A 25,182-nucleotide genomic window follows, 5' to 3' on the forward strand; every position below is an offset into this window, starting at 1 on the left:
ATGCCGCCTAGCCGGAAACGAATAAGGCCCCGCTGTCGCCAGCAGGGCCTCGATCTCTCAGATGGCAATACCGATTACTCGACGATGGATGCGACGATGCCGGCGCCGACGGTGCGGCCGCCTTCGCGGATGGCGAAGCGCAGCTTTTCTTCCATCGCGATCGGAACGATCAGCTCGACCGAAACCGTCACATTGTCGCCAGGCATGACCATTTCCGTGCCTTCCGGCAGGGTGACGATGCCGGTCACGTCCGTCGTGCGGAAATAGAACTGCGGACGGTAGTTGGTGAAGAACGGCGTATGACGGCCGCCTTCTTCCTTGGTCAGGATATAGGCTTCGGCCATGAACTTCTTGTGCGGCTTGACCGAACCCGGCTTGCAGAGAATCTGGCCACGCTCGACGCCGTCACGGGTGACGCCGCGGATCAGCGCGCCGATATTGTCGCCGGCCTGGCCCTGGTCGAGCAGCTTGCGGAACATTTCAACGCCGGTCACCGTCGTCTTGGTGGTCGGACGGATGCCGACGATCTCGACTTCCTCGCCAACCTTGACGATGCCACGCTCGACGCGGCCGGTCACAACCGTGCCACGGCCCGAGATCGAGAACACGTCTTCGATCGGCAGCAGGAACGGCAGGTTGATCGGACGCTCCGGCGTCGGGATGTAGGCGTCGACAGCAGCCATCAGTTCGCGGATCGCGTCTTCGCCGATCTTCTTGTCGCTATCTTCAAGCGCGGCGAGAGCCGAACCCTTGACGATCGGGATTTCATCGCCCGGGAAGTCGTAGGACGACAGAAGTTCGCGCACTTCCAGCTCGACAAGCTCGAGCAGCTCGGCGTCATCGACCTGGTCGACCTTGTTGAGGAACACGACGATCGCGGGAACGCCGACCTGACGGGCGAGCAGGATGTGCTCGCGGGTCTGCGGCATCGGGCCGTCGGCGGCCGAGCACACCAGGATCGCGCCGTCCATCTGTGCGGCACCGGTGATCATGTTCTTGACATAGTCGGCGTGGCCGGGGCAGTCGACATGGGCATAGTGGCGGGCCGGCGTCTCGTATTCGACGTGAGCGGTCGAGATCGTGATGCCACGGGCCTTCTCTTCAGGCGCGGCGTCGATCTGGTCGTAAGCCTTGTATTCACCGAAATACTTGGTGATCGCAGCCGTCAGAGACGTCTTGCCATGGTCAACGTGACCAATCGTGCCAATGTTCACATGCGGCTTGTTCCGCTCGAATTTGCTCTTTGCCATTTGGATGCTTCCCTATTGTCGAAAGACGGCGGCCAACCCGTGAGCCGGGCTGGATTGCGCAGCCGTTTAGAGCTTTCGCTTGTATTGCGCAAGCAAAATTGTTGAAAGTACCGGCAACCCCGGCTGTGGCGCCGCAGGTGGTGCGTTTCCCGGCAGGATTCAAGGCCGTTGGCGGCTAGCGGTGTGGTTTATCGGCGGATGTCCACGCGCAGAACCAGCTTCAACCCGCAAGGAGGTTTTGTTTGGTCGGCCCTGACGGACCGTCGAGTATCCGACCAAGGGGAGACACGCGTTTCTTCTTCGGCCGGAGCAGGTTGAAGACGAGGAGCGCGATGAGGACGAGAAGCGTTACCGGCCAGAAAAGGCAGGCAAGGAAAAGCCTGAGCCGGCGACCGCGCAGATTGTTAGCGCTGCCTGCGCCCATCATCGCCAAAACGCAATAGAGAAAGATGCCCCATGCGCCCGCGATGCCAAGCAACCAAACCCACATGCCCGCTCCTCGATTCTCGCTATGAGCGAGGCTAGATGTATATTAGCAATGGAGCAAGTGTCGATTATTTGTCGAAGCGAACGACAACTTGGCATGGTAAACACCCCTGTGGCCTGCAGGCGGGTGAATTGCCGTTCGGGCTCTGCCGGCGCGACAACCGAGGCTCTCGGTTTCAGATTCCGGTGCGTGCAGCAGGGGAGGACGATCGGGCATCATGGCGGCGCGTATTTGCGGCATTATCGTGGCTGCCGCCATTGCTTGTGGCGCCGGGTGGTGGACCTGGTCGCAGTCTTGCGAACAGTACGGGCTTTGTTATCCGGCGTGCCGGGCCGCCTCGAACGGTGTCGAGAGCTGGAAGCGTCTTACCCCGGTCATCCGGCAATCCGAACAGATCTCTGCTGCCGCCTCACCCGGGTCCGAATGCCTGGCGCTGCTCGATAAGGTCCGCACGGAATATCCCGGCAAGGATGTCGTCATCGATACGGTCAACATGGCAGGCGCCCGCAAGCCGGCATCACATCATCGCTACGACTGTACGTTCCAGATTCGCGAACCGATCTTCTATCTGGACCGGAACGCGGAATGCGCTGTCGTGGCGCCATGATCCGCAACACTTTGGGCATGCCGATGAAGCGGTGGCGGACCCGGCGAGCCTCAGGCTTTCACCCGCCGGGTTACGGACAGGTTTCACATGAAGGCCCAGTCCGGTTCCGCCTGATGGTGGTGACTGTTGAACGCCAGTTCATCCTCTATGATGGTGCCGTTGTGGACGCTGAAGCGCCAGACGCCGGCACGGCCGCAATTGGACGAGGTGTCGAGCGCCAGCATCGCCGCCTGGTCTCCCGATCCCGGCATCTCGAACTGGAACGTGGCATTGCCGGAATTGACGCCGGCGCGTGCGACGGTACCGCCGAGGCCGCCCGAACCGCCCGAGGCGTCGCCGGTCGTCCAGTTGAGATCGCCGTAGCGAATGACAATCTCGGCATCGCCGCCGCCCTGGTCGAAAATCTCGATCTGGTAGGAATTCGAGCGGCTGACATGACCGACGGTGTTGGTGTTGTAATAATCGACGTTGAGCCAGGTGGCGACGAAACTGTCATGGGCGCTGTTGTAGCCGTAGCTGACAGTTCCGCCGCCGCTCCTCGTGTCCACATCGGCCCAGAAGGCGGCGATGATGGGCAGGCCGGATCCTCCGCCGATCGAGCCTGGCGTGAAGCTACTCAGGCCGCTGCCGAAGGTCAGGCTGCCATTGTTGTTGACGAAGACCTCCGTATATTTGGTCCCGAAGAAATTGAGGCCCTTTTCGAAGGCCGCAGTCAGCGACGCCGATGAAAAACTGTCATCGTTCGGGGCCAGCGCCGTGCCGGCGCTCGCGACGAAGGTCGAGGTAATCTCCACCGGCAGCGGTGCACCAGAGGCCGTAAAGCGGGTGTTTTCAATGCCTCTCAGGACATTCTTGTCGCCGGTTACCTGATCGACGAGCGTGCGCGTGCCGCCGGAAACGGTGACCGTCTGCATGAACTTGAAGCCCGTGAGTTCGGCAAGATCCTTCCCAGCGCCACCGTCAAGCAGGTTGCTGCCGCCCCCGCCGATCAGAATATCGTTCCCATCGCCGCCGAACAGGTAATCGGTCCCGTCACCACTATCCAGCTTATCGTTGCCCTTGAAGCCATAGAGATAATCCCTGCCGCCGCCCGACAGAAGCTCGTTATCCTCCACCCGCACACCGATGAGCAGATCGCGCGAATTGCCATGGCCCGATGTGTCGATATTGATGAACTTGGAACTCGATACAACCGCCTGATCGATCTCGTTGCCGTTCGTATATCCCTTCCTGGACGCTGGTGGAGCATCCGCATAAATCGCGTCCTTCATGATGTTGAAGTAGGTCGTTCTCGGCGCGGCGCCGAGTTCGGCGCGCATGATATTCTCGAACCGGACATTGTCACCGACATAATCGTGCGCCGCCAATTGTGCGTCGGTCGGATCGAGGATGTTGTTGAGCGCATGCGAGAACTCATGCAGCAGCGCGACTTCGAAATTGTAGCGCACGGCCACGCCGTGCGAGTTGATCATGTAGAGGTTGTCGAGATAGTGCGGCCCTATGTTGAGTATGTTCGTGATTGTGTTGGCATTGAATTTGTTGACATTGTTGATCGTGACGTCAGGCTCTACGGTCAAGAGGCGATCGAACATGGCCTGCGCGCTCGCCGAGTTCAGATAGGCGTGCTTGATAGACACCAGAATCTGGCGCTTTTCCGCGACAGTATAGCTGGCATCGAGATGGATATGCTGTCTGATATCGCTATAGGCCATCGTCCCCTCCCAATGCCCAAACGCCATGGCATTCGCCCGGCGCCTTAGCCGCTACTGGGAGCGGGTGAACGTTTCGGCCAATGCGTTAGCCAATCGTCAATTATTACACCTTCGCCTGGTAGATGTCTTGCATAAACAGCAGATTACTGAAATATTTTTTAGTAATTCCAAGTGTACCTCCAAATATATCTTTGGTTGTACTTTGGGGTTTCGCCATACGTGCTTCGCACGGTACAAATCGGCCGTCCGACAATATCAGTCGGAGGCTGAGCTCGAAAATCGAAGGCCGAGCAGCAAAATATCAGTTTGGTAATGTCGGAAGAAGAGCTGGAGCGGGTAACGGGAATCGAACCCGTGTATTCAGCTTGGAAGGCTGCTGCTCTACCATTGAGCTATACCCGCCTTGATCGATCGCAGGGACGAATGGTGGAGAGAGTTGGATTTGAACCAACGTAGGCTGAGCCAACGGATTTACAGTCCGTCCCCTTTAACCACTCGGGCATCTCTCCAGTCCGTCCGGATCTAGCGACCAAGCATTCAGACTGCAGGGCTGACCTGCAATCTGGGCCGGGTATATGACGAGCCAAGCCAATCCTGTCAACACGGTGTCCCAAAAAATTTCGGTATAATTTCAATGTGAGCCGATGACCAAGCCGAAACATAGGTCTATAGCAACCTGATGAGCAAAGATGAAAAAAGCGGCCATACGCCCAAGGACACCCATTACGCCACTCTCCGGCGCGCGCATCGCGACCAGAAGCGCGAGCGCGGCGAACTGCCGGCCAAACCGATGGGCGGGCCCAAGGCCAAGACGCCGTTCAAGGGGCCGCAGCTGCCGCCCGATACGGTGTGGCTCTATGGCATTCATACGGTCAAGGCGGCGCTCGACAATCCCGAGCGCAAGCTGATCAAACTGAAGGCCACGCAGAACGCGTTGGCGCGGCTCGAACTCGACGACGCCCAGATGGCGAAGCTGCAGATCGAGATGGTCAGCCCCGGGGATATCGACAAGCTGACAGGGCCGGACGCGATCCACCAGGGCGTGCTGCTCGAAGCACGGCCGCTGCCGGTGCGGAAACTCGATTCGCTCAAGGACCGCCCTCTCCTTCTGGTTCTCGACCAGGTCACCGATCCGCACAATGTCGGCGCGATCATGCGTTCGGCCGTGGCCTTCGACGCCGGCGCGGTCGTTACCACCGAGCGGCATTCGCCGACCGAATCGGGCGTCATGGCCAAATCCGCCTCCGGCGCGCTGGAAATGATTCCCTATATCCAGATCACCAATCTCGCCGATGCGCTGGAAGAACTGGTGAAGCTCGGCTTCCAGACGATCGGGCTCGATTCGGAAGGTCCGGCGCCGCTCGAAGGCACGTTCTCGGGCAAAAAGATCGCGCTGGTGCTCGGCGCCGAGGGCAAGGGCTTACGGCAGAAGACGCGGGCGACATGCGACAGTCTCGCCCGGCTCGACATGCCGGGCGCCATCAAGTCGCTCAATGTGTCGAACGCCGCGGCGATATCGCTCTATGCGGCGCGCGCCTATCTCACCCGCTGACCGGACAGAGTCTTCCCGGAGCGATCATGCCATCACCGGCCGGAAACGCCTGACCACAAGGAAGCCGGCGATCACGAAGCTGACGAGAACCACACCCTGGACGATGGCGAAGGGCGGCTCGGAGCCCGTCGGTGCCAGCGCGTGCAGTGGCGGTATCTTGAGGAACGACTGCACGACTAGCACGAATGTGTTGAGATAGAGCGAGGCGACCGCGGTCACCAGGAAGATCGTTCGCCACGATCCGACCAGGCGATATCGATGGTATGCCACGAGAGCCACGACCAGCAGGACCGTGGTTATGATTCCGACCACGACAGCGGGCGTCACACTGCTGAAGGGCAGGATGAAGCCGGTCAGCACCGTGGCGAGCGTGAAGTAGAGGAAGATGCTTGTCAGCCTCGGCTTCAGGTCCGAAGACCCCAGCCATGCGGAAAGCGCCATCAGGCCGGCGACAATGCCGACAAGGCTGAGGAGAACGTGAAAGAACGTCAAAGGTGTCATTCCAAAAATCATTTGAGAACCCCCTGAAAAATAGCCGCAGGCTCAGGGAACAAGCAAAACGCAATTTTGTAAAGGGCTCGGGTTCTCGCAGGCGCCTCAGTTAAATCTCGAAAGGCTCGCGTCCGTTAAAGGACATCCATCCTGAACTTCCGTCCAGGACGAGACGTTCAATTTCATCTCGCATCGCGCGAGATAGTTGCGGCCGTCGACGCGCAGGCAGGACGTCTCGCCCAGTTGGAAGTGGACGCCGCGATTGCGGCATTTGCAATTGTGGGCATCGGCGATCGCGGGCAGAAGCATGACTGCCAGGCAGGGCATGAGAATTCTCAGAGAAAGCATGCGCACGCCCTCCAATTCCCCATCCCGTGAAACTACACCTGTTTCACGGAACGGTAAAGCGAAGGGCGTTGGGTTCCAGGATCAATCCGGTACGCGGCAGGTCGTGTCGCCGGCGCGCGGGGTGATGGTCACCGCCTTGCCGTCATATTTCAATGTCGCCTGATATGAGATGACGCTCGGCAGTTGCTCGATCTCCTTGGCGTAATCAGGCGTGCGCTTCTTCTCGGCGTCATAGGCCGGGCCGCATTCCGGCAATTTCGCCATCGTGCCGAGGCCAAGGGTCTGGTTGAGCTTCTTGGCGCAGGCGCTGCCATCGAGATAGAGTGAGCAATCGGCGGAATAGGTCCTGGTATAGTCGATCGTGACATTGGCGCCGTCGACATTGATCGCCTGGAAATCCTCGCCCTCGAACGAATCCTCGAACAGCTTCTTCATGCTCGTCGCATCGATGACGACAAAGGGCATGCCGCCGTTCCAGCCATCGGCAGCCTGGAAGAAGACGAGATTGCCCTTGGTGCCGAGGAAATAGCGGGCAATATCTTCCTTGACCGGCTTTTCCTTAGGATCGTCGCGCACGCATTTGGCGGTTTCGGGCAGGATCGCCAGCTTCTCGGCACCGACCTCGCCGAGATCGACCTCCTTCACCATGAAGCCCTTGAAGCGATAGCAATTGACCACGTGCCTGGCATCCGGATTGGCCTTGTCGGCCGGCAGGTCGAGATTGTCGATCGCCACCGGTTCGTCGAACTGGGTCGGCGTGTCGTCATCCTCAGGGCTGCAGAGCGTTGGCACTTTCTTGCCGATCGTCCATTCCAACACGTCGCCCTTCTCCGCCAGTTGGTGCTTGCCATCGGAATAGAGGACCCAGGGGTCGTCCGACTTGAATGGCAGGTTCAGTTTGGTGCCATCGGCAAGCGTGACGGCAACGTCCTTTTCCGAGAAAAGAGCGGTGAGCTTGGTGCCGTCCTCGCAATTGAGTGGGAAGGGTTCACCATCCTCCGCGGCATCCTGTGCTGCGACCGGAGCGGCTAAAAACACCATGGAGACCGACAGTAATGCCAGCCAAGCAAAGCCGAGTTTGCGGGGTTTTTCGGCCCTTGACGGTGAATCTGTCCCATTCCGATACAATTGGACCATCTCTTATCTCCCCTGAAATATCCACGCAACCATTGCAACAGGCAGCAGTTGCGCGAACCAGCCAACATGTTCATTTTCAAGGCATATCGCAAACCGAAAGGTCTGAACATGGCTTTTGCGCTGTCGCAACTTTCCCGCCTGAGCCGCATCGCGGCGAGTTCCATCCTCATGCTGGGCGCTGCTTGCGTCGCATCCCAGGCAGGAACAAATCCGCTCGAGGATTTCAATTCAAGCGCACTCACCAGCGATTTCCGAGACCAGTATTCCGGCGTCGGCAACGCGACGGTGAACATCGACGTTCCTTATGGACTGGACGGCGCACAGAAATATGACGTCTACCTGCCCGAGAACCGCACGAACGCGCCGATCATCGTCATGGTGCATGGCGGGGCATGGACGAGCGGCGACAAGCAGGACGACGATGTCGCCAAGGCCAAGGCCGGCTTTTTCGTCGCCAAGGGCTATATATTCGTGTCTCTGAACTACCGCCTGCTGCCGAAATCCGATCCTCTGATCCAGGCCGCCGACGTCGCACTCGGCATCGCCAACATCCAGAAGAACGCGATCAAGTGGGATGGCGACAACAGCAAGATCGTGCTGATGGGGTCGGGCGCCGGCGGCCATATTGCCGCACTGCTCTCCTCCAATCCGTCGCTCGCATCCGATCAGGGCGCGACGGTCTGGGCCGGTGCCGTGGTGCTCGAGACGGCGGCGCTCAACATCCCCGGTATCATGTCCGACAGCCACGACTACCGCTATGACACGGCCTTCGGCAGCAACGCGGAATTCTGGGAAGACTCCTCACCCGCGCATCTGGTCGATTCATCCGGCGTGCCAATCCTCGTCGTATGCTCGACGGAGAGCAACGAGGATACCTGCGGCAAGGCCAACGCCTTCAAGCAAAGCGCGGACAATGCCGGCGTCACCGTGACGGTGTCTCCCCAGACCCTGTCGCCTTGGGAGGTCAACAGCCGGCTGGGGGTCTCCACCAGTTATACGGATACGATCGCCAGCTATATCGACTCGTTGCTCTGACATCGTGACATCGACAAGCAAAGGGTCCGGCTTTGGTGAGCCGGGCCTTTTCGCATGCTGGACGACGAGATCAAAGCTTGCCGACCGCCTACTTCACGGCGCCCTTGGCATTACCTACCGTCTTTTGCGCCCTGCCCTTGACCTCCTGGCCAGCGCGCGCATACGAAAATCCGCCACGACGGCGCTGGTTGGGTGTGAAACAGATTTTTTGCTTGAACGACCGGCAGAATATGGTAGTTCCTGCCCCGCTGCCCTTATAGCTCAGTTGGTAGAGCACCTGATTTGTAATCAGGGGGTCCCGGGTTCGAGTCCTGGTGGGGGCACCAAAAACACCTTAAAAACCAATGTTTTACAGCAATGCCTTGCTTAGCCGGGTAATGATTTTTGCGATTTGTTTGCCGTTTTGTTTGCCGGGCGGATATCTGCTGCTGGCAAACAATCATGCCGGTTCAGCGAATCGCTTGCCGGTGTCATTTCCTAAAATCCTCGCGCGGCGCTATTATCGCCCGATGCGCACGCCCTCCGTCCCCGAGCAACTGGAAAGCATGATTGCCGCGATCCGCGAAAGCGGCGTGGGCTCGTCGGCGTTGGCGAGGGAAATCGGGATTTCGAGGCAGACGTTGTGGCGGCTTGAAGCTGGCGATGCCCGCCTTCCATCAGCCGAAACCTTTACCGAAGCACCTCATCTGACATAGTAGATCACGCTGCCGTTCATTGCCCGATCCGCCCCGATGATGTTCCGGATCTGGATGTTCATGGCGCGCAACTGGGAAACAAGCGCGCGATCGCTGTTGATTTCGGCCTGTATCGCTGCGACACGGGACTTTGTCGCCCTCGTTCTTATCAGGGCCTTTTCGCCATCGTTGGAAATAGCGGAGAGATAGATCACTTTGAAGGGCTTGGCACTCTCCGCGAGAGCCGGAGTGGACCAGCAGATTAGAGTTGCAACGGCAAATGCAAGAAATGCAGAGTAAAACCTGTTCACGGTAGCCTCCAATAAACACCGCCGTTGTCGGGCCGGTGAATATTAATCCGACACGAATTTGAGGTTAACGGTGCGAACGCCAGCGGCGACGTTGATTCCGATTTCGCCTTCAACCGACAGGGGCTGGAGGACAAAACCCTTGCCTGTTCCGCCGATAAGCGCATTGGCGCCGGCACCCAAGCCAAGTGCTGCGCTCGCATCGACGCCCGCATATTCACCAGCCAGTGCGCCGGGCTGCATGTCGAGCAGTGCCGCCGCAAATACGCCCCAGACGAGATGGCCCTGCTTGACCTCTCCCAGTTCAATTCCGATGTCCGTGATCTTGCCGGTATAGGTCTCCGTTGAGCCGCTGACCGGCCGGAATTCGCAGGTCATCTTCTGCTTCTGGATAATAATCAGCCCGATGCCCTTCGACATGTCGCAGACGAGCATGCCGAGATTGACGGACTTGGCGGCGAATGCCTCGGCGCTGGTGAATAGAGAACTTGCCAATAGCATTGCGGCATAAATGAAATGTTTCATGGTGCAGCTTTCCTTTGCCCAAGCGAGAACTGGTCCACCGGACGGTGCCGGTGTATCCGCGGGGCGCCTTGCGCGCCCCGTCTGTGTTCGAAGGGGTGACGGAATTGCCACCCCTCACATTCCTGATCAGTTGCCGGTCGGCATCGGCATGCTGAAGCCTCCCTTTTCAAGTTGCTCCCGCATCCACTGGAACTGCTGATATTTGGAAATCTCGATCGGCCCAGTATAGACCTCGCTCTGCAGCTTCCTCGGCGGATATTTGACATAGGTCATCATCAGTTCCTTGATGGCGGCACTGATGGTGACCATGGTCCAGGTGCGCTCCGTAAAGTTGTTCATGAAGAGGTCATAGCGCTCCTGGGGATCCTGCCAGAGATCGAAGACCTGAGGTATGGTGGCGACATAACTGGCGGGTCCTTTCCAACCGAGATTGGAGTCGACTGCAAGCCCGCCGGTATTCGCGCCGTCGTCTCCACGCAGATTGAACACCGCCTTGTAGTTTCCAACGCGTGCGGCGCCCGGCGACAGTTCGTTCTCCGTGAAGTAGAACCATGAAGTGCGTTCCGACTTGCCGGTGCCAAGCAGGATCGGGGACATGTCGTAGCTGTCGAACATGGTCGGCTTGCCTTCGAGGTCTTCGGTCGGCAGGGGAACGCCCGCAACCGACGCAAAGGTGGCCATCAGGTCGAGACCGCCGACAATGTCATGATTTTTCGTGTCGGGCTTGATCTTGCCCGGCCAGATTGCGATTGCCGGCACGCGGTTGCCGCCCTCGCGGACCGTGCCCTTGGTTCCCCGGAACGGCGTGTAGCCGGCATCCGGATAGACATCCTGCCAGGCGCCATTGTCGGTGGTGTAGAAGATCAGCGTATTCTTATCGAGGCCGGTCTCGCGGAGCTTGTCGAGGATGCGGCCGATGCGGGTATCGAGCTCAACGACGCTGTCGGCATATTTCGACTTCGACATCGACTTGTGTTCGAATTCGGGCGCCGGCATGTTGGGCTGGTGGACCTTCATGAAATTGACGTCGATGAAGAAGGGCTTGTCGGACTTCGACGCCTGATCGAGGAAGTCGATGGCCGCCTTCTCGACATAGCTGTCGAAGAAGGGAATGCCGACCACGCCGGGCTTTCCGTCGATAACAGGCGTATCGACATATTGACCATTGATCTTGAACTCCTCGACCGCCTTCTCGCCGGCCCTGGCGGAAAGCGCGCCCTGCGTCACCTTCTGGAACATGGCGCGAAGCTTCGGATCCATGTCCGGAAACCAGGTCGGGTCGGCATAGGTATAGGCGTTGAGGTGATAGAGGCCGACATACTTCATTTCGTCGAAGCCGTGTGCGTTCGGAAGTGCGTAATCGGCCTCACCGAGATGCCATTTGCCGGTGAAATAGGTCTGGTATCCTCCACGTTTCAGAACCGACGCGAGCGTCCATTCGGCCGCAGGAAGGCCGCCGCCCTGACCCTGGAACGCCACGGTGGTCATGCCGCTGCGATTGGGAATTCGTCCCGTGATCATCGCCGCCCGGCCCGGCGTGCAGCTCGGCTGGGCGTAGAACGAGAAGAAGGTCATGCCTTCATCGGCCATTCTGTCGACGTTCGGCGTGGGTATTCCGCGGCCCTCGCCGCCGCCATAGGGCCCGAGGTCACCGTAACCGGTGTCATCGGAAACGATCAGCAGAATGTTGGGTTTCGGAGACTGGGCTTGCACCGGCCCCGACATCAGGGCAACGGATGCCACTAATGCCGTGCCGGAGGCAAGGAGAGTCCGCCTGGTTAACTCCATCCTAGAAGCTTTGCGAGGCTGTTCTTTCCGATCAGTTTCATTACCCATGTTCGGGTCCCTCCCGTTGCGGTGACTAAAATCAAAGCGTCACGAAAGACGCGGCCCTAAAGCGCCAGACGTCGAATTCTGCAATTTCAATGTGGAAATGCCCATCCGGTCCACGAGCGCTAGCGTAGCGCAAGGTCCGGGCGGAGAATGCCGCTTGCTCAAGGTGGCAGGCAAGCGGGACCGTAGTTGCACCCCATGATCGCCCACAAGTACGTTACGGTAACATTGTTGTAGTTTACGCGCGATGCAGACTGCGTCGGCAGGCCATCTCAGGGTGACCAATCCGCCTAGTTGTCGGCCTTGCACAATCTGATAGGGCTCCGAAGCGCTCCCAGCGGCCCCGTTCTTGCGCCTCCAGGCGCCGCGTGGAGGCGAGGTGATGGTCGGCTGGTCGCGCGTGGATGTCTCCGCCTAGGGACAGCGCGCGTCAGCGTCCAATCTCAGGCGGCGCTCCCGTCGTTGAGGTCGCTCGCGCGACCCTGCCGAGGGTAGCCCGGAGGATACCCCGGCGCGGACAAAGTAGCTGATCAATCCATATGAGATCTAACATAACATTGCGGTGCCGCTGATGCCCTCCTTGTCGATATGTTCGTCCGTCATGGCAAGCATCATTTCTTTCAGTTGCGCCCGACTCTCGCGATGCCGCCCTCGTCGTACGAATTTCCCAAATCACCGGTAATAAGCATCAGTCCGGCACGCAGGTCTGCCGGAAGGCGTCCCATACGCCGTCCTGACAGGGAACGTCGGCAAAGCCGGACCAGAGGAAGATCAGCACGGCACAGACTACCACCGCGAGCACAAGCCATCTCATCGCGGACATCTACAGCCTGCGCTTCCAGCCGGATTTCCACGCGATGGAGCAGAAAATGGCGCTTGCCAACACGAACACCGCATATGCTTGCCAGTCCGAATTCATCACGCGTCTCCTGTTCTCGCGGCTAAAACCATAGCCGGCTTCGCATGGAAATCCCGTTAATGATCGGCTGCAGCACCTGGATGGGCCGAAGAGCAAGGTCGCGCGAGCATCTATGGAACCCTGCCCTCGCCGAATCGTTTCCTGCAAGGAGCAGGAATCCGTCTCAGGGATGATGCGCGGTGGCTGCCCCACCAGCAGCAGGGAGATCAATAATGGACAGGATACGCACCGTAAGCGGCACAGGGCCGGTTTTCGTCGACAGCAATGCGATCGGCCACTGCGCCTTCGAGATCAATGTCTACAAGGATCCCGAGGGCCGTGTGCGCGGCAGAGGCCACGTCATGGGTGAAAGCACGATTCTCGGCAAGATTTCCGCCGGCCAGCGCGTTGAGATCGGCGAAGGCGACAATGGCAAGCGCTTCGCGCTCGTAGCTGGCGAATGGTCGCCTGGTGACCGGCGGATCGACGTCGAGACAGGGCCCGACATCATTCATTAACGGTAATCGACCGAGTGAGGAAGCGCGTCATGGATGACCCCAACATCAATCCCGCATGGGACGCATTCCTGGGTGAGGACACCAATTCCGGCGTCATCAGATTCATCGCAAGCGTGATCGTCTTCGCGATGGTCGGCGGAACGCTGTTCTGGTTGATTGGATAACCCAATCGGGAGTCTCTCTAACTCCGCAAGAGCCGTTCACAACACCCGACAAATCACTGTGCAAGCTTGTCGGGGCTTTGGACATGGACGGAATCGCGACCGGTAGTGCGCTTCCGGTCCATACGGCCAGGATTGTCCTTGTCCGGTTCGGCTGGACCGACAACGGTCTGAGCCCGACCGCTACGGGCGGGTGGTACGCCTCGTGGCAAGTCGGAGAGATTGGGCCTGGCCTCTTCGATCGCCTCATGGTCTCCGACCGGATTGGTCTGATGTGCGACGTCGCGGCGGTCTATCGTGCGCGGATTGGTCATGGAACCTCCTATCGGCCGTTCGCGCGGGTCGTCATAGCCGTTGACCGGATCGGTCGGAGGCTGCCAGTTGACGCCGCCGGTGACGGGCAGTTGATTGACGGTAGAGGGATCGGGTTCATCACCTGAAACCTCCGACATCGGCGGCGGCAATCCGCCGTCAAGCACGCGGGTGGTCGGATCGTCGGCCGGGTCCTCCGGATCACCCAGCGCGGGATCATGGTCAATGCCGGGATCGGCGCCAAGTTCATCTGGCAGAAAAGGTCGCTTGTCGTCGTCGGCCATGGTGGGCCTCCTGTCAGTACCAAATTCTGATATTGGACGGCTGCTCGGGCTCGTCCGGCGCCTTGCGCAGGCGTTCGCCGATCCGCGCCCAGAATGTACGCGGCCCACGCGGCTGTTCGTCCTCCGCAAAACCGTAGACAGGGCCGGTCTTCGGCCAGCTTTCGAGGCCGGCAAGCGGATGATTGGGACGCATTTCCAGGGAAGCGGGATTCATGAAGGCGGTCTCCTCGTCTCAGTCTGCCGGCCAAACGGCGGGCAAAGCCAAAGGTTCCGCACCAATTCCATTGTTTGTCATCGTTCGTGGCGGTCGCGGAACCGGCTTCGATCTCCGTGAATATTAGTCCGGGTGCTGCCAAAAATCGGCAGCAGTCGCATCGCAGATGCGGCCGGTGCGAAAGCGCTGGATGTCACGAAGAGGGGGTCGGATCAGAAGCCGTCGCGGCCACGGAACCGGCGTTGATAATCGGGATCGTAGAGCGAGCTTTCGCGGAAATCCTCGGCAGTGAGCCCAGGTCCCACGAAGATCAGCGCGGTGCGCTCGATCGGCTCCTCGGCGACCAGCGCCTCGATCGTCGCCAGTGTGCCCTTGACGATCCGCTCATCCGGCCAGCTGGCTTTGACCACGATCGCAACCGGACAATCTGCACCGTAGAGTGGTGTCAGCTCCGTCACGACCCGCGGCAGGGCGTGGATGGCAAGATGGACGGCAAGCGTAGCGCCCGTTCGGCCGAAATTCGCCAGTGTCTCCTGGTTCGGCATCGGTGAGGCGCGGCCGGAGACGCGCGTCAGCACCAGGCTCTGTGCGACCGAGGGGATGGTGAGCTCGCGCCCGAGCGCCGCTGCGGCAGCTGCGAAGGACGGCACGCCGGGCGTCATCGTGTATTCGATCCCGTGGCGTTCGAGCCTGCGGATCTGTTCGGCCACCGCGCTCCACACGGAGAGATCGCCGGAATGCAGGCGCGCCACGTCCTGGCCGCCGGCGGCGGCCATCAGATATTCCGCCTCGATCTCATCGAGCGACATCGGTGCGGTATCGACGATGCGCGCGCCGGGCGGGCAGTATTGCAGGAGTTCCGGCGAAACGATTGACCCTGCATAGAGACACACCGGGCATTCGCCGATCAGCCGCGCGCCACGCAAGGTGATCAGGTCCGCGGCCCCCGGCCCCGCTCCGATGAAATGAACCTTCATGACCGATCCTTCAAAGCTTTGACCCAGGACCACTGGGTGACGGGCATGGCCGGCCGCCAGCCCTGCATGGAGCCCACTGGCCCCGCGCGCGAAATGTCGATGCGGATCAGCGCGCCGCCGTGGCGCGCTTGAAGGCCGAGCAGCACAGCTTCCATTTCCAGCGTCACGCCGTTGGCGACCAGCCGGCCGCCGGGCCTCAGCGCTGCCATCGCCGCATCCATGACGCCGGGATCGCTGCCGCCGCCGCCAACAAAGATTGCATCCGGCTGTGCGAGATCGCCAAGCGCCAAGGGTGCACTGCCAGTCACCACCTGGAGACCAGGTACGCCGAAAGCCCTGATATTGCGGGCGATGCGCTCGGCGCGTTCGGCATCCGCTTCGATCGCGATGGCGCGCATGGCGGGATGGGCCAGCATCCATTCAATGGCGATCGAGCCGGAGCCGCCGCCGATATCCCACAGCAACTCGCCCTTTCGCGGGGCCAGTGCCGATAGCGTGACCGCGCGGATTTCGCGTTTGGTGATCTGGCCGTCATGCTCGAACAGGCCGTCGTCAAGTCCCGAGGTCAGCGGCAGGACGCGGGCGCTCTCCTCCGCAACAACCTCGATGGCGCAGATATTAAGCGGGCTAACAATCTCCTGCGAAAAACCCGCTGCGATGTGTTTCGTCACGCGTTCATTCTCGCCGCCCAACGCCTCCAGAACAATCAGGCCCGATTGACCGAAGCCATTCCTGGCCAGCAGCGCTGCCAGTTCCGACGGTCCCTTCTCATCCGATGTCAGCGCCAATATGCGTGCACCGGGCTGCAAATGCGGCTGGATCAGGTCCAGCGGACGGCCATGCAGCGAGACCAGGGCGAGATCCTGCAAGGGCCAGCCGAGCCGCGAGGCCGCGAGGCTGAAGGAGGATGGCGCGGGGATGACGAACATTTCCGAGGGATCGATGGTTCTCGAAAGCGTCGCGCCCATGCCGAAGAAGAAGGGATCGCCCGACGCCAGCACGCAGACATTACGGCCACGCGCCGCCTTGATGAATTCCACCGAGCGCTCGATGGGCGAGAGCCACTGATGTCTCTCGCCGGTGATGAGGCTGTCAGCCAGTTCCAGATGCCGCTTGCCGCCGCAAACCAGTTCGGCTTTGGCGATCCTGCGCTTGGCCTCGTCGCCGAGGCCCGCTATACCGTCCTCGCCGATGCCAGTTATGGTGAGCCACGGCGCGATTTTTGGGTTTTCAGCCATGGGCAAGCACCGCATCCTGATCCTCAGCGGCACGACCGAAGCGCGGCAACTGGCCGAGCGTCTGGCGCTGCGCGCTGACATTGAGGCGACGATCTCGCTCGCGGGTCGCACGGTGGATCCGAAACCCCTGCCCTTGCCGACGCGTGTTGGTGGTTTTGGTGGCGCCGATGGTCTCGTTGATTACCTGGCTAACGAAAGGATCGATCTGCTCATTGATGCCACCCATCCGTTTGCGAACCGGATTTCCGCCAATGCAGCAACGGCATCCGAACGAAGCGGGCCGCCGGTTTTCGGCCTCTGCCGTCCGGGCTGGGAACGGCAGGAGGGCGACCGATGGATTTCCGTGGCCGATGTCGCGGGCGCGGTCAAAGCACTGGACGGCGCGTCGCGTCGCGTGTTCCTGGCGATCGGGCGGCAGGAAGCCGGGCAATTCTCGGCCATGCCTCAGCATGCCTATCTCGTGCGCAGCGTTGATCCGGTGGTTCCGCCGCTCGAAGTGCCGGACTGCCGCTATATTCTGGCGAGCGGACCGTTCGACGCGGGCGATGAAACCAGATTGCTGCATGAAAACAATATCGCAGTGGTCGTCAGCAAGAATTCCGGCGGCGCAGCGACCTATGCCAAGATCGCCGCAGCGCGCGCGCTTGGCATCAAGGTGGTGATGATCGAGCGCCAAAAGCCGGCCGGAACGAGAACCGTCGGCACGGTAGAAGCGGCGCTCGAGTTGATCGATCAAATCCTGCCTCCCGCATAAAAGCGCGGCGTATAGACGAGGTCGGGCTTGCCCTTGCGTGCGATGATCCGCGTCTCGGGTGAGCCGATCATCACGCAGGTCGCCATGTCGGCGATCGATGCGTCGGCCTCCGCAAGTGGTATCACCGTGATCTTCTCGTCGGGCCGGCCGGCGGCGCGGCCGAAAATGACCGGCACCGTGCCCGGCAGAACCTCGCGCAGGACCTCGAACGCCTTGCCCAATTGCCAGGGCCGCGCCTTGCTGATCGGGTTATAGAGCGCGATGACGAGGCCCGCCTCGGCGACCAGCCGCAAACGCCTGGTGATCACATCCCAGGGCTTGAGATTGTCCGACAGCGAAATCGCGCAGAAATCGTGCCCCAGCGGCGCGCCGGCACGGGCGGCGACGGCGAGCATGGCGGTCACACCAGGTGTTACGACGATTTCGATCTCGCGCCATTCCTCGGGTCCACTGTCGATCGCCTCGCAGATTGCGGCGGCCATCGCAAACACACCGGGATCGCCGCCGGAGACGACGGCGACATCCATGCCGGCTGCGGCACGGGTTAGCGCGGCCGTCGCGCGATCGAGCTCCTCGCGGTTGTCGGAGGCGATCTTCCGCTGGTCACTTCTCAGTGACAGGCGATCGAGATAGGGAAAGTAGCCGAAGAATTCCTCGGCCTTTTCCACGGCTTGCGCCGCCTCGGGCGTCATCTGCTCAGGGCTGCCGGGGCCGGTGCCGATGACGTAGAGCGTGCCGGTCATGGCTTGGTCTTCCAGCCGGGAACCAGCACGATCGAGAAGTACGGCGCCTCGTCGTCGGATTTGGCTGCCAGCGGCGTCATCGCCGTGTTGGCCATGGTGCCGCGCTCGACATAGAAGGCGTCGTTAATGCGGCCCGCTTCGGCAAGCGCGCGGCGGATCTTCGGCAGGTTGCGGCCGACCTTCATGATGACGGCGGCCTCGGTATCCCTTAGCCGGCGAACCAATTGGTCCTCGTCGAGCGTGCCCGGCAGAACGGATAGGATGTCATCGCCCTGCACGATCGGCAGATTGGCCTGGCTCCAGCAGCCGGACATCGCGGTCACGCCGGGAATCACCTCGGCGGCATACCGATCTGCCAGTCGCACATGCAGGTGCATGTAGGAGCCGTAGAACAGCGGGTCACCCTCGGACAGCACCGCAACATTGCGCCCGGCATCGAGATGCGTGGCGATCACTTCCGTCGAAGCTTCGTAGAAGCTGGTGACCTGATGGACATATTCGGGCTTCTGCCGATGAATCTCAGTGGTGACGGGGTAATAGAGCGGGAGTTCGATAGTCCCATCGCGAACGATGCCATCAACAATGCCACGGCCATTGCCGCGCCGGCCTTCCTTGGCGAACCAGGCGAGTACATCCGCACTCTGGATCGCCTTGACAGCCTTGACAGTGAGCAGATCCGGGTCGCCCGGCCCGGTGCCCACACCGATCAGACGGCCGCTCATAGGCCCGGCCTCGCAAGGGAGTTGAGCGCTGCCGCCGTCATGGCGCTGCCGCCGAGGCGGCCGCGAACGATCGCATAAGGCACGCCATAGGAATTTTCCGCAAGTGCCGCCTTGGATTCAGCCGCGCCGACGAAGCCGACCGGCATGCCGAGGATGGCGGCAGGCTTCGGCACCCGGCCGTCGCGCAGCAGTTCCAGCAGGTAGAACAGGGCCGTCGGCGCGTTGCCGATCGCCACAATCGAACCCGCCATGCGCTCGCCCCAGAGTCGGATCGCAGCGGCAGAACGGGTGTTGCCGATTTCCTTCGCGATGTCCGCGGTCTTCGGGTCGCGCAGGGTGCAGATGACCTCGTTATCGGCCGGTAGCCGAGCAGCCGTGACGCCGTGGACGACCATGTTGGCATCGCAGAAGATCGGCGCGCCGGCCGCCAGGGCAGCACGCGCGGCACTCACGAAATCGCCGGAGAATTCAAAATATTGCGCGGCGTCGACCGAACCCGCGGCATGGACCATGCGCACGGCGACATCGGCTTCGGCTTCGCTGAACCGGCTGAGATCGGCCTCGGCGCGGATGATCGCGAAGGACTGCTCGTAAATGGCATTCCCATCGCGGATATAGTCGTATTCGGTCATGTCTAGTCCACTTTAAGGGCCGCCGAAATCCGGTTCGCGCCAAGCCTCGCCAGGCAGTCGCGCGCGGTTTCGCCCGCTTCCTTAGCGCCTGCCACGAGGGACGCAAGCCTTTCCAGGGCAATTCCCAGGTCTTTTGCGGCAATGTAGTGGGCGGGCTTGGCGGAGGCGGCACCATTTACGACAAGGCCGTAGCCTGATGGCGCACCCACGAGTGTCAGGGGCGCGGTCGAGGGATGCGCGCAGCCCTTGGCACAGCCGGAGAGGTGGATGGCAAGGGAGCCGTCGAGCAAGACTGGAGCGTGTTGCAGCAGGGTCTCGGCGGCAGTTCGGGTGTCATAGTATGCAGATGCGCAGCCTGGCGTGCCGGAACAGAGAGCGATGTTGGCACGAGGGTCGTTGGAGGATGTCCAGAAGCCGTGGCGGCGGGCAGCAGCTTCGGCTTGAGAGGCTGAAGCCGGGGAAAGGCCGGTTAGGAAGAAGGCATGATGTGGCGAGAGTCGGACTTTGGAAATGCCAATTGTTTCAAGGATGTCGATGAAGGGGATGAGATCTCTGGCGTTTGCCTGACGGTACGGGAGGGCGATGCCGAGGATTTGGTTTCCTTCCCGCTCTGCACTCGAAATACCCCCCTCTGTCCTGCCGGACATCTCCCCCTCAAGGGGGGAGATCGACTCGCCGTGGTCACTCGCTCCAGACGCACCGCCGAGTGAAGGTGTATCCGATATTCTGCTTCCGACACGGGAGAGTCTGTCAATTGAGGTGGGGAGCATGCCCCATCCAATCTCCCCCCTTGAGGGGGAGATGTCCGGCAGGACAGAGGGGGGTGAGCCAAGATCGCGGACGCCGAGAAAAGACTCTGTGTCGCGATGAACTAAAATCTCAGCTGCGGCCGGCTCATAAAGGTCGCCAAGCCCCGTGAGATCAACATCCCTGCCCCGAGCGAGCGCCCCAATCTCAGCGATCGCCTCCAGCACCAGGATGACCGCGGCGACCGCCCCATCCGTGCTCAACGCTGCCACGGGCCGCGCCGTTCGACCGGTGCCACCGACAGCAAGCAGAAACCGGCTCTCGTCAATCGCCGTCAACCTCACATCCGCCGTCACATCACCGAGATGAAAGCGGCCGCCGCCATCCACCGTTACGGCGAGTTTCGGCGCCAGCACCAGCGGCGGCACATGGCCTTCAATCGCCTGACGAATCTGTGCCGCCAACGGCCGCGGATCGATCAACTCGTCGGGATCGACGCCGGCAAGCGGTGGCACCTCGACCATCACACCGCTGGCCGGGACGATGCCGGAGGCGAGTACGGCGCGTTCGAAGGGCTTTACCGTCTCAGGCCTGAGGCCCCTGATCTGCAGGCTTCCCCGGGCGGTGACTTCGAGAATGCCGTTGCCGAATTCGGCGGCAGCCGCTGATATCGCGCGAAGCTCGGTAGTGGTGATCAGGCATTCCAGTGGCCGCAGGCGGGCGAGCAGGCCATCTCCCGTCGGCATCGGCACGGACAGCGTCGGACAGGCGCCGCGCCGGAGATCGTCGCTCGCTATCGCCCGCTGTACTGTCGCCCGTTGTGTCATCCGCCTTCCGAGATTTCCGTCGGAACTAAACGCCTTTTGCTCCGACAGGGCAAGCAACCGCGCATTCCGCCAATTCAAGCCTCGTCGAAATCCGCGCCCTTGCGGAGCAGGTAGATATCCATGATCCAGCCCATCTCTTTGCGCGCCTTGGCGCGGCGTTCCGCAATCTCGGCGGATTTTTCGGCGAGCCTGCCTGAAATGGTGATCTCGTCCGGCGTGCCGAGATAGGCGCCCCAATAGATCACCGCATCGGGATCGTCGATATCGGAAAAGGCCTGCTGGCCGTCGAGCATCACCACCGACGTCTCGCTTTTCTCGGGAAAACTCTCCTTCAGCCGCCGGCCTGTGGTGATCTCCACCGCCTTGCCGACCAGATTGAGCGGGATGCGATGGGCAGCGCAGAGCGCCTGCAGGCTGGTGATGCCCGCGATGACTGAATAGTCGAAAGCGACCCGATCGCGCGCCTTGACCCGTTCGATGATGCGGATCGTCGAATCATAGAGCATCGGATCGCCCCAGACGAGGAAGGCGCCGGTCCGGTTGTCCGCGAGTTCGCCGCCGATCAGGCCCTCATAGATCCCGGCGATCGCCGCATGCCATTGATCGACGCCTTGATTGTAGGTCCTGTCGGCGGTCTTGCGCTCGGGAACGGCGAACTCCACCGTGCGGCTATTCGGATTGGTGACGAAGCGCGAAACGATTTCGCGCCTGACGTCCGCGAGTTCGGTCTTCCTGGCGCCCTTGGTCGGGATGAACAACACGTCGGCGCTGTTGAGCGCGTTGATCGCCTGGATCGTCATATGTTCGGGATTTCCGGCGCCGATGCCGACGATGAGGATATTGCGCATGGAATGGTTCCTGGTCCAGGGCGAACTTAGCTCGTTGCCTCGGCACCTTCCATGCCTCGCTGCGCCATATCGCGTCAAACAGAAACTGCCCGCCGATATCAGCCAAGGGCTTTTGATCGTTCAGGATTTGCTGTAGCACTTGCCTCATCGCAACCAGATGATCGAGTGCCATGCCGCGCCAATTCCGAGCCATCGCGTTCGCCGCCTCGACAGCCGACGAGGCGCAGATCGCGCTCGAGGAACTCTCGGCGCGTTATGGGAACGTTCCTCCCGAGGAGGCCGATGTCATTGTCGCGCTGGGCGGCGACGGCTTCGTGCTGCAGATGCTGCATTCGACAATGAATTCCGGCAAGCTCGTCTATGGCATGAACCGCGGGTCGGTCGGCTTTCTGATGAACGAATACTCCACCGAAAGCCTGCTCAAGCGTATCGAGCACGCGGTGGAAAACTCGATCCATCCATTGAAGATGGAAACCGAGGACGAAGACGGCAAAACCCGCGTCGAACTCGCCATCAATGAGGTCGCGCTCTTCCGCCAGTCCTACCAGACGGCCAAGCTCAGGGTGATGGTCGATGGCCGTCAACGACTCGCCGAACTGATCTGCGACGGCGTGCTGCTTTCAACGCCTGCCGGCTCCACCGCCTATAATTTCTCGGCGCATGGGCCGATCCTGCCGCTCGAAGCGCCGCTGATGGCGCTGACACCAATCTCCGCATTCCGGCCCCGGCGCTGGCGCGGGGCGCTGCTGCCCGAGCGCGTGCGTGTCGAGATAGAGGTGCTGGAGCCCAAGAAGCGGCCGGTGAACGCCGTCGCCGACAACAAGGAAGTCAAATCGGTCGTGCGGGTGAAGGTCGAGCAGGCGAAGGACCATACAGCGTGGCTGCTCTCCGATCCGGACCACTCCTGGTCGGACCGGATTCTGGCCGAGCAGTTTTTGGATTGAGGCCCACGATTCGGCCAGAGATGCCCCGTTAGTCACCTCATAACTCGCTCAAATCACGGGAAAAACACCGCGACGTGTTTGCTTCGACCGGCGCCTGATATATCAATACCTCTGACGTTCTAGATGCGACATGCCAATAGCTGATATATCAGCAACGGAGAAACCATTGGTCGAAACCACAGAATCCCACGCCAGGCTCGCGTATCTCCGGCTTGAAAGCTTGATTGTGACGCTGGTGCTGGCGCCAGGCTCGATGGTGACGGAGAAGCAGTTAATCACGCTCGCCGGCTTCGGTCGGACGCCGGTGCGCGAAGCTATCCAGAAGCTCGAATGGCAGGGGCTGATCGAGGTCAGGCCGCGCGCCGGCTTGCAGATCACGGCACTGAACCCGGCCTACCCCGCGATGATCCATGAAACGCGGCGCCAGTTGGAGCCCCTCGCCGCCCGGCTGGTGGCGGTCAATATCGGACCGGAGGCACGCGAGGCCCTGATTGCCTGCGCCAAATCGATGACCGAATGTTCGGTGACCGGCGACAAGGAAGGCTTCCTGACCGCCGACAAACAGTTCGACGAGATCCTCGAACAGGCCTGTCCCAATCCGTTCATCACCCAGGCGCTCTCGGCGCTGCAGACGCATTCGCGCCGCTACTGGTTTCACGCCGCCGATCAGGCAGCACTGGAGCGCTCGGTGGAGCTGCACGTAAAGGTCATCCGGGCGCTGCTGCAGGGCGATCCCTCGGTAGCCGAGGCGGCGATGGCCGCTCTTATCGAAGGTCTTTCGGAAGACGACTGAACGCGAGGCGAAAAAATACCCCGCCATGAAATTCATGACGGGGCTGGAGGTTTTGGGAGGAGAAGAAAAGTCAGTCGACGAAGGCGCGTTCGATGACGAATTCGCCGGGCTTGCTGTTGGCGCCCTCATTGAGGCCGGCGTCGATCAGGAGCTGCTTGGTTTCCTTGAGCATGGCCGCAGAGCCGCAGATCATGCCACGGTCGATTTCAGGATCGATCGGGGGCACACCGAGATCGGTGAAAAGCTTGCCGTTGCGCATCAGATCGGTGACCCGGCCCTGATGCGGATAGTTGGCGTCACGGGTAACTGTCGCATAGTGCTTGAGCTTGACGCCGGCGATCTCGGAGAGGAATTCGTGGTTGCGGATTTCCTCAACCAGATCGAAGCCGTATTTCAACTCGGAGACTTCGCGGCAGGTATGGACGAGGATGACTTCCTCGAACTTCTCATAGGTCTCGGGGTCGCGGATCAGGCTCGCGAACGGCGCGATGCCGGTGCCTGTCGAGAACATGTAGAGACGCTTGCCAGGCAGCAGTGCGTCATTGACCAGCGTACCGGTCGGCTTCTTGCGCATCAGAACAGTGTCGCCTATCTGCAGATTCTGCAGGTGGCTGGTCAGCGGGCCGTCCGGAACCTTGATCGAGAAGAATTCGAGCTCTTCATCCCAGGCGGGGCTGGCGACTGAGTATGCGCGATAGAGCGGCTTGCCGTCGATCATCAGGCCGATCATCGCGAATTCGCCCGAGCGGAAACGGAACTCGGCGGGGCGCGTCATCCGGAAGCGGAACAGGCGGTCCGTGTAATGGTGAACCTCGGTCACCGTCTCGGCATAGACGCCGGCGGGAATGGCAACGGGTTCGATCTCTGTCTTCAATGCGGGCGCGTTCATTCGGTCCTGTTCCTCAAGGCGGTCATTCAATCACGCTAGGCAGATATTACATTCCAGGCCGATATTGAAGGCATTGCATTCCAACGCGGAAATCCTTGGCGGAAAATGCTTTTTATTTTTGTCCGCACACAAATCAGCCAAGAACCACCATAGTCGATATGGCGGTTCTTGTCGATAAATTTGTTTGTGTACGAATGAATTTCCGCACGAGCGGCTGATTCAGGAAACCCGGCGCCAGCTATAGGATTTTGGATCTTCCGACTTGCGAGCGGTCGGCTGATAGTGATTGTCGATGCCGGGCAGGCGCCCCTCCTCGAGCCGCCGGATTGCGATCGGATTGGTCACTGCAAAGCTGTTGATACCGACGCGCAACATCAGCGGCAACGGATCGATCAGCACATCGCCAACCGCGCGGATTTCGCCCTCGAAGCCCAGCCGTTCGCGCAGCAACGAGGCGTGGCTGAAGGCACGACCGTCGTTGAAGGCCGGGAAGGACACGGCCACCAGCGCTATCTTGTCGAGATGGGGGGCAAGCGCTTTCACATTGTCCGCGGGCAGGATCAGCACGCCGAGGCCGGTCTCGCCGGCTTCGGCCTTTTCGAGAAAGCTCGCCAGCGGCAGGATCGGCTTCTCATTGCTGCCGGCCTTGGTGTCTTCGGTCTCGATCACCCAGGGGTCATCATTCTGAAAACCGGATTCGTTCCAGATCTTGGTCATATCG

Annotated in this window: 30 protein-coding genes and 3 tRNA genes; 10 read left to right on the top strand and 23 right to left on the bottom strand. The window is 60.7% G+C overall.

Annotation, left to right across the window (positions count from 1 at the left end):
• Positions 1 to 74: 74 nt before the first annotated feature.
• Together tuf and ACSQ26_RS11075 are read right to left on the bottom strand one after the other, a co-directional pair.
• Positions 75 to 1,250, bottom strand: a complete 1,176-nt coding sequence (tuf, locus tag ACSQ26_RS11070) for an elongation factor Tu (protein ID WP_436008250.1) — start codon at positions 1,248 to 1,250, stop codon at positions 75 to 77.
• A gap of 220 nt (positions 1,251 to 1,470) precedes the next feature.
• Positions 1,471 to 1,740, bottom strand: coding sequence for a hypothetical protein (locus ACSQ26_RS11075; protein ID WP_436008691.1), 270 nt, complete (start codon positions 1,738 to 1,740; stop codon positions 1,471 to 1,473).
• Positions 1,741 to 1,954: 214 nt separating this feature from the next.
• Between ACSQ26_RS11075 and ACSQ26_RS11080 the strand changes: the two genes are divergently transcribed.
• Complete coding sequence (locus ACSQ26_RS11080; protein ID WP_436008693.1) at positions 1,955 to 2,344, top strand: hypothetical protein; 390 nt, start codon at positions 1,955 to 1,957, stop codon at positions 2,342 to 2,344.
• An 83-nt stretch (positions 2,345 to 2,427) separates the two neighbouring features.
• Here ACSQ26_RS11080 and ACSQ26_RS11085 read toward each other — a convergent pair whose 3' ends face one another.
• The 3 genes from ACSQ26_RS11085 to ACSQ26_RS11095 form a co-directional block, all read right to left on the bottom strand.
• Positions 2,428 to 4,056 carry a nidogen-like domain-containing protein gene (locus tag ACSQ26_RS11085; RefSeq protein ID WP_436008695.1) on the bottom strand — a complete coding sequence of 543 codons (1,629 nt, stop codon included), beginning with the start codon at positions 4,054 to 4,056 and terminating at the stop codon, positions 2,428 to 2,430.
• Positions 4,057 to 4,384: 328 nt separating this feature from the next.
• Positions 4,385 to 4,458, bottom strand: a tRNA-Gly gene (locus tag ACSQ26_RS11090).
• A gap of 22 nt (positions 4,459 to 4,480) precedes the next feature.
• Positions 4,481 to 4,565: transfer RNA gene (locus ACSQ26_RS11095), tRNA-Tyr, on the bottom strand.
• Positions 4,566 to 4,735: 170 nt separating this feature from the next.
• On the opposite strand from ACSQ26_RS11095, the gene rlmB reads away from it, so the two are divergent.
• On the top strand, positions 4,736 to 5,608 hold the full coding sequence (gene rlmB / locus ACSQ26_RS11100) for a 23S rRNA (guanosine(2251)-2'-O)-methyltransferase RlmB (RefSeq protein WP_436008697.1): 873 nt from the start codon (positions 4,736 to 4,738) through the stop codon (positions 5,606 to 5,608).
• Positions 5,609 to 5,632: 24 nt separating this feature from the next.
• Here rlmB and ACSQ26_RS11105 read toward each other — a convergent pair whose 3' ends face one another.
• The 3 genes from ACSQ26_RS11105 to ACSQ26_RS11115 form a co-directional block, all read right to left on the bottom strand.
• Positions 5,633 to 6,109 carry a hypothetical protein gene (locus ACSQ26_RS11105; protein ID WP_436008699.1) on the bottom strand — a complete coding sequence of 159 codons (477 nt, stop codon included), beginning with the start codon at positions 6,107 to 6,109 and terminating at the stop codon, positions 5,633 to 5,635.
• A gap of 96 nt (positions 6,110 to 6,205) precedes the next feature.
• The gene (locus ACSQ26_RS11110; protein WP_436015209.1) at positions 6,206 to 6,427 is read right to left on the bottom strand and encodes a hypothetical protein; all 222 of its coding nucleotides are present in this window, start codon (positions 6,425 to 6,427) and stop codon (positions 6,206 to 6,208) included.
• Positions 6,428 to 6,529: 102 nt separating this feature from the next.
• Positions 6,530 to 7,489, bottom strand: a complete 960-nt coding sequence (locus ACSQ26_RS11115; protein ID WP_436008701.1) for a hypothetical protein — start codon at positions 7,487 to 7,489, stop codon at positions 6,530 to 6,532.
• A gap of 204 nt (positions 7,490 to 7,693) precedes the next feature.
• On the opposite strand from ACSQ26_RS11115, the gene ACSQ26_RS11120 reads away from it, so the two are divergent.
• From ACSQ26_RS11120 to ACSQ26_RS11130, 3 genes are all read left to right on the top strand, one after another.
• Complete coding sequence (locus ACSQ26_RS11120; RefSeq protein WP_436008703.1) at positions 7,694 to 8,620, top strand: alpha/beta hydrolase; 927 nt, start codon at positions 7,694 to 7,696, stop codon at positions 8,618 to 8,620.
• Between the two features lie 250 nt (positions 8,621 to 8,870).
• A tRNA-Thr gene (locus tag ACSQ26_RS11125) sits at positions 8,871 to 8,946 on the top strand.
• Between the two features lie 18 nt (positions 8,947 to 8,964).
• Entirely contained in the window at positions 8,965 to 9,315 is a 351-nt protein-coding gene (locus ACSQ26_RS11130) for a hypothetical protein (protein WP_436008705.1), read from the top strand.
• Here the strand turns inward: ACSQ26_RS11130 and ACSQ26_RS11135 are convergent.
• The 4 genes from ACSQ26_RS11135 to ACSQ26_RS11150 all read right to left on the bottom strand — a co-directional run bounded on the left by ACSQ26_RS11135 (position 9,303) and on the right by ACSQ26_RS11150 (position 12,783).
• Positions 9,303 to 9,605, bottom strand: coding sequence for a hypothetical protein (locus ACSQ26_RS11135; RefSeq protein WP_436008707.1), 303 nt, complete (start codon positions 9,603 to 9,605; stop codon positions 9,303 to 9,305). The two genes, ACSQ26_RS11130 and ACSQ26_RS11135, sit on opposite strands and share 13 nt — an antisense overlap.
• A gap of 42 nt (positions 9,606 to 9,647) precedes the next feature.
• Positions 9,648 to 10,127, bottom strand: a complete 480-nt coding sequence (locus tag ACSQ26_RS11140; RefSeq protein ID WP_436008709.1) for a DUF992 domain-containing protein — start codon at positions 10,125 to 10,127, stop codon at positions 9,648 to 9,650.
• 126 nt (positions 10,128 to 10,253) lie between these two features.
• Positions 10,254 to 11,915 carry an arylsulfatase gene (locus tag ACSQ26_RS11145; RefSeq protein WP_436008711.1) on the bottom strand — a complete coding sequence of 554 codons (1,662 nt, stop codon included), beginning with the start codon at positions 11,913 to 11,915 and terminating at the stop codon, positions 10,254 to 10,256.
• 733 nt (positions 11,916 to 12,648) lie between these two features.
• Positions 12,649 to 12,783 (bottom strand): hypothetical protein, encoded by a 135-nt coding sequence (locus ACSQ26_RS11150; protein ID WP_436008713.1) that lies wholly within the window; start codon positions 12,781 to 12,783, stop codon positions 12,649 to 12,651.
• A gap of 308 nt (positions 12,784 to 13,091) precedes the next feature.
• On the opposite strand from ACSQ26_RS11150, the gene ACSQ26_RS11155 reads away from it, so the two are divergent.
• Positions 13,092 to 13,376 (top strand): hypothetical protein, encoded by a 285-nt coding sequence (locus ACSQ26_RS11155; RefSeq protein ID WP_436008715.1) that lies wholly within the window; start codon positions 13,092 to 13,094, stop codon positions 13,374 to 13,376.
• Between the two features lie 29 nt (positions 13,377 to 13,405).
• Entirely contained in the window at positions 13,406 to 13,540 is a 135-nt protein-coding gene (locus ACSQ26_RS11160) for a hypothetical protein (RefSeq protein ID WP_436008717.1), read from the top strand.
• A 53-nt stretch (positions 13,541 to 13,593) separates the two neighbouring features.
• On the opposite strand, the gene ACSQ26_RS11165 is transcribed toward ACSQ26_RS11160, so the two are convergent.
• From ACSQ26_RS11165 to cbiE, 4 genes are all read right to left on the bottom strand, one after another.
• On the bottom strand, positions 13,594 to 14,133 hold the full coding sequence (locus tag ACSQ26_RS11165) for a hypothetical protein (protein ID WP_436008719.1): 540 nt from the start codon (positions 14,131 to 14,133) through the stop codon (positions 13,594 to 13,596).
• Positions 14,134 to 14,146: 13 nt separating this feature from the next.
• Positions 14,147 to 14,347, bottom strand: coding sequence for a hypothetical protein (locus ACSQ26_RS11170; RefSeq protein WP_436008721.1), 201 nt, complete (start codon positions 14,345 to 14,347; stop codon positions 14,147 to 14,149).
• A gap of 212 nt (positions 14,348 to 14,559) precedes the next feature.
• The gene (gene cobM, locus ACSQ26_RS11175) at positions 14,560 to 15,324 is read right to left on the bottom strand and encodes a precorrin-4 C(11)-methyltransferase (RefSeq protein WP_436008723.1); all 765 of its coding nucleotides are present in this window, start codon (positions 15,322 to 15,324) and stop codon (positions 14,560 to 14,562) included.
• Entirely contained in the window at positions 15,321 to 16,577 is a 1,257-nt protein-coding gene (gene cbiE, locus ACSQ26_RS11180) for a precorrin-6y C5,15-methyltransferase (decarboxylating) subunit CbiE (RefSeq protein WP_436008724.1), read from the bottom strand. Before cbiE ends, cobM begins: the two co-directional genes overlap by 4 nt.
• Here cbiE and ACSQ26_RS11185 point away from each other — a divergent pair.
• The gene (locus ACSQ26_RS11185; RefSeq protein WP_436015211.1) at positions 16,561 to 17,316 is read left to right on the top strand and encodes a cobalt-precorrin-6A reductase; all 756 of its coding nucleotides are present in this window, start codon (positions 16,561 to 16,563) and stop codon (positions 17,314 to 17,316) included. The two genes, cbiE and ACSQ26_RS11185, sit on opposite strands and share 17 nt — an antisense overlap.
• Here ACSQ26_RS11185 and ACSQ26_RS11190 read toward each other — a convergent pair.
• The 5 genes from ACSQ26_RS11190 to cobF all read right to left on the bottom strand — a co-directional run bounded on the left by ACSQ26_RS11190 (position 17,295) and on the right by cobF (position 21,835).
• The gene (locus ACSQ26_RS11190) at positions 17,295 to 18,059 is read right to left on the bottom strand and encodes a precorrin-3B C(17)-methyltransferase (protein ID WP_436008725.1); all 765 of its coding nucleotides are present in this window, start codon (positions 18,057 to 18,059) and stop codon (positions 17,295 to 17,297) included. The genes ACSQ26_RS11185 and ACSQ26_RS11190 overlap by 22 nt on opposite strands.
• Positions 18,056 to 18,781, bottom strand: coding sequence for a precorrin-2 C(20)-methyltransferase (locus ACSQ26_RS11195; protein WP_436008727.1), 726 nt, complete (start codon positions 18,779 to 18,781; stop codon positions 18,056 to 18,058). The genes ACSQ26_RS11190 and ACSQ26_RS11195 overlap by 4 nt, the downstream gene beginning before the upstream one ends.
• Complete coding sequence (locus ACSQ26_RS11200; RefSeq protein ID WP_436008729.1) at positions 18,778 to 19,413, bottom strand: precorrin-8X methylmutase; 636 nt, start codon at positions 19,411 to 19,413, stop codon at positions 18,778 to 18,780. The genes ACSQ26_RS11195 and ACSQ26_RS11200 overlap by 4 nt, the downstream gene beginning before the upstream one ends.
• Positions 19,414 to 19,415: 2 nt before the next feature.
• Positions 19,416 to 20,987: a precorrin-3B synthase gene (gene cobG, locus ACSQ26_RS11205; RefSeq protein WP_436008731.1), complete on the bottom strand. Its 1,572-nt coding sequence runs from the start codon at positions 20,985 to 20,987 to the stop codon at positions 19,416 to 19,418.
• A gap of 74 nt (positions 20,988 to 21,061) precedes the next feature.
• Entirely contained in the window at positions 21,062 to 21,835 is a 774-nt protein-coding gene (gene cobF, locus ACSQ26_RS11210) for a precorrin-6A synthase (deacetylating) (protein ID WP_436008733.1), read from the bottom strand.
• Between the two features lie 170 nt (positions 21,836 to 22,005).
• Between cobF and ACSQ26_RS11215 the strand changes: the two genes are divergently transcribed.
• Together ACSQ26_RS11215 and ACSQ26_RS11220 are read left to right on the top strand one after the other, a co-directional pair.
• The gene (locus tag ACSQ26_RS11215) at positions 22,006 to 22,779 is read left to right on the top strand and encodes an NAD kinase (protein ID WP_436008735.1); all 774 of its coding nucleotides are present in this window, start codon (positions 22,006 to 22,008) and stop codon (positions 22,777 to 22,779) included.
• A gap of 130 nt (positions 22,780 to 22,909) precedes the next feature.
• Positions 22,910 to 23,572 carry a GntR family transcriptional regulator gene (locus ACSQ26_RS11220; protein ID WP_436008737.1) on the top strand — a complete coding sequence of 221 codons (663 nt, stop codon included), beginning with the start codon at positions 22,910 to 22,912 and terminating at the stop codon, positions 23,570 to 23,572.
• A gap of 70 nt (positions 23,573 to 23,642) precedes the next feature.
• Here the strand turns inward: ACSQ26_RS11220 and ACSQ26_RS11225 are convergent, their stop codons facing one another.
• A complete protein-coding gene (locus ACSQ26_RS11225) occupies positions 23,643 to 24,461 on the bottom strand; it encodes a ferredoxin--NADP reductase (protein WP_436008739.1) in 819 nt (272 codons plus the stop codon).
• A gap of 219 nt (positions 24,462 to 24,680) precedes the next feature.
• Complete coding sequence (locus tag ACSQ26_RS11230; RefSeq protein WP_436008741.1) at positions 24,681 to 25,178, bottom strand: DUF934 domain-containing protein; 498 nt, start codon at positions 25,176 to 25,178, stop codon at positions 24,681 to 24,683.
• Between the last annotated feature and the right edge of the window lie 4 nt (positions 25,179 to 25,182).

The sequence above is a fragment of the Rhizobium sp. LjRoot254 genome, from assembly GCF_964254105.1.
Lineage (GTDB): Bacteria > Pseudomonadota > Alphaproteobacteria > Rhizobiales > Rhizobiaceae > Rhizobium_E.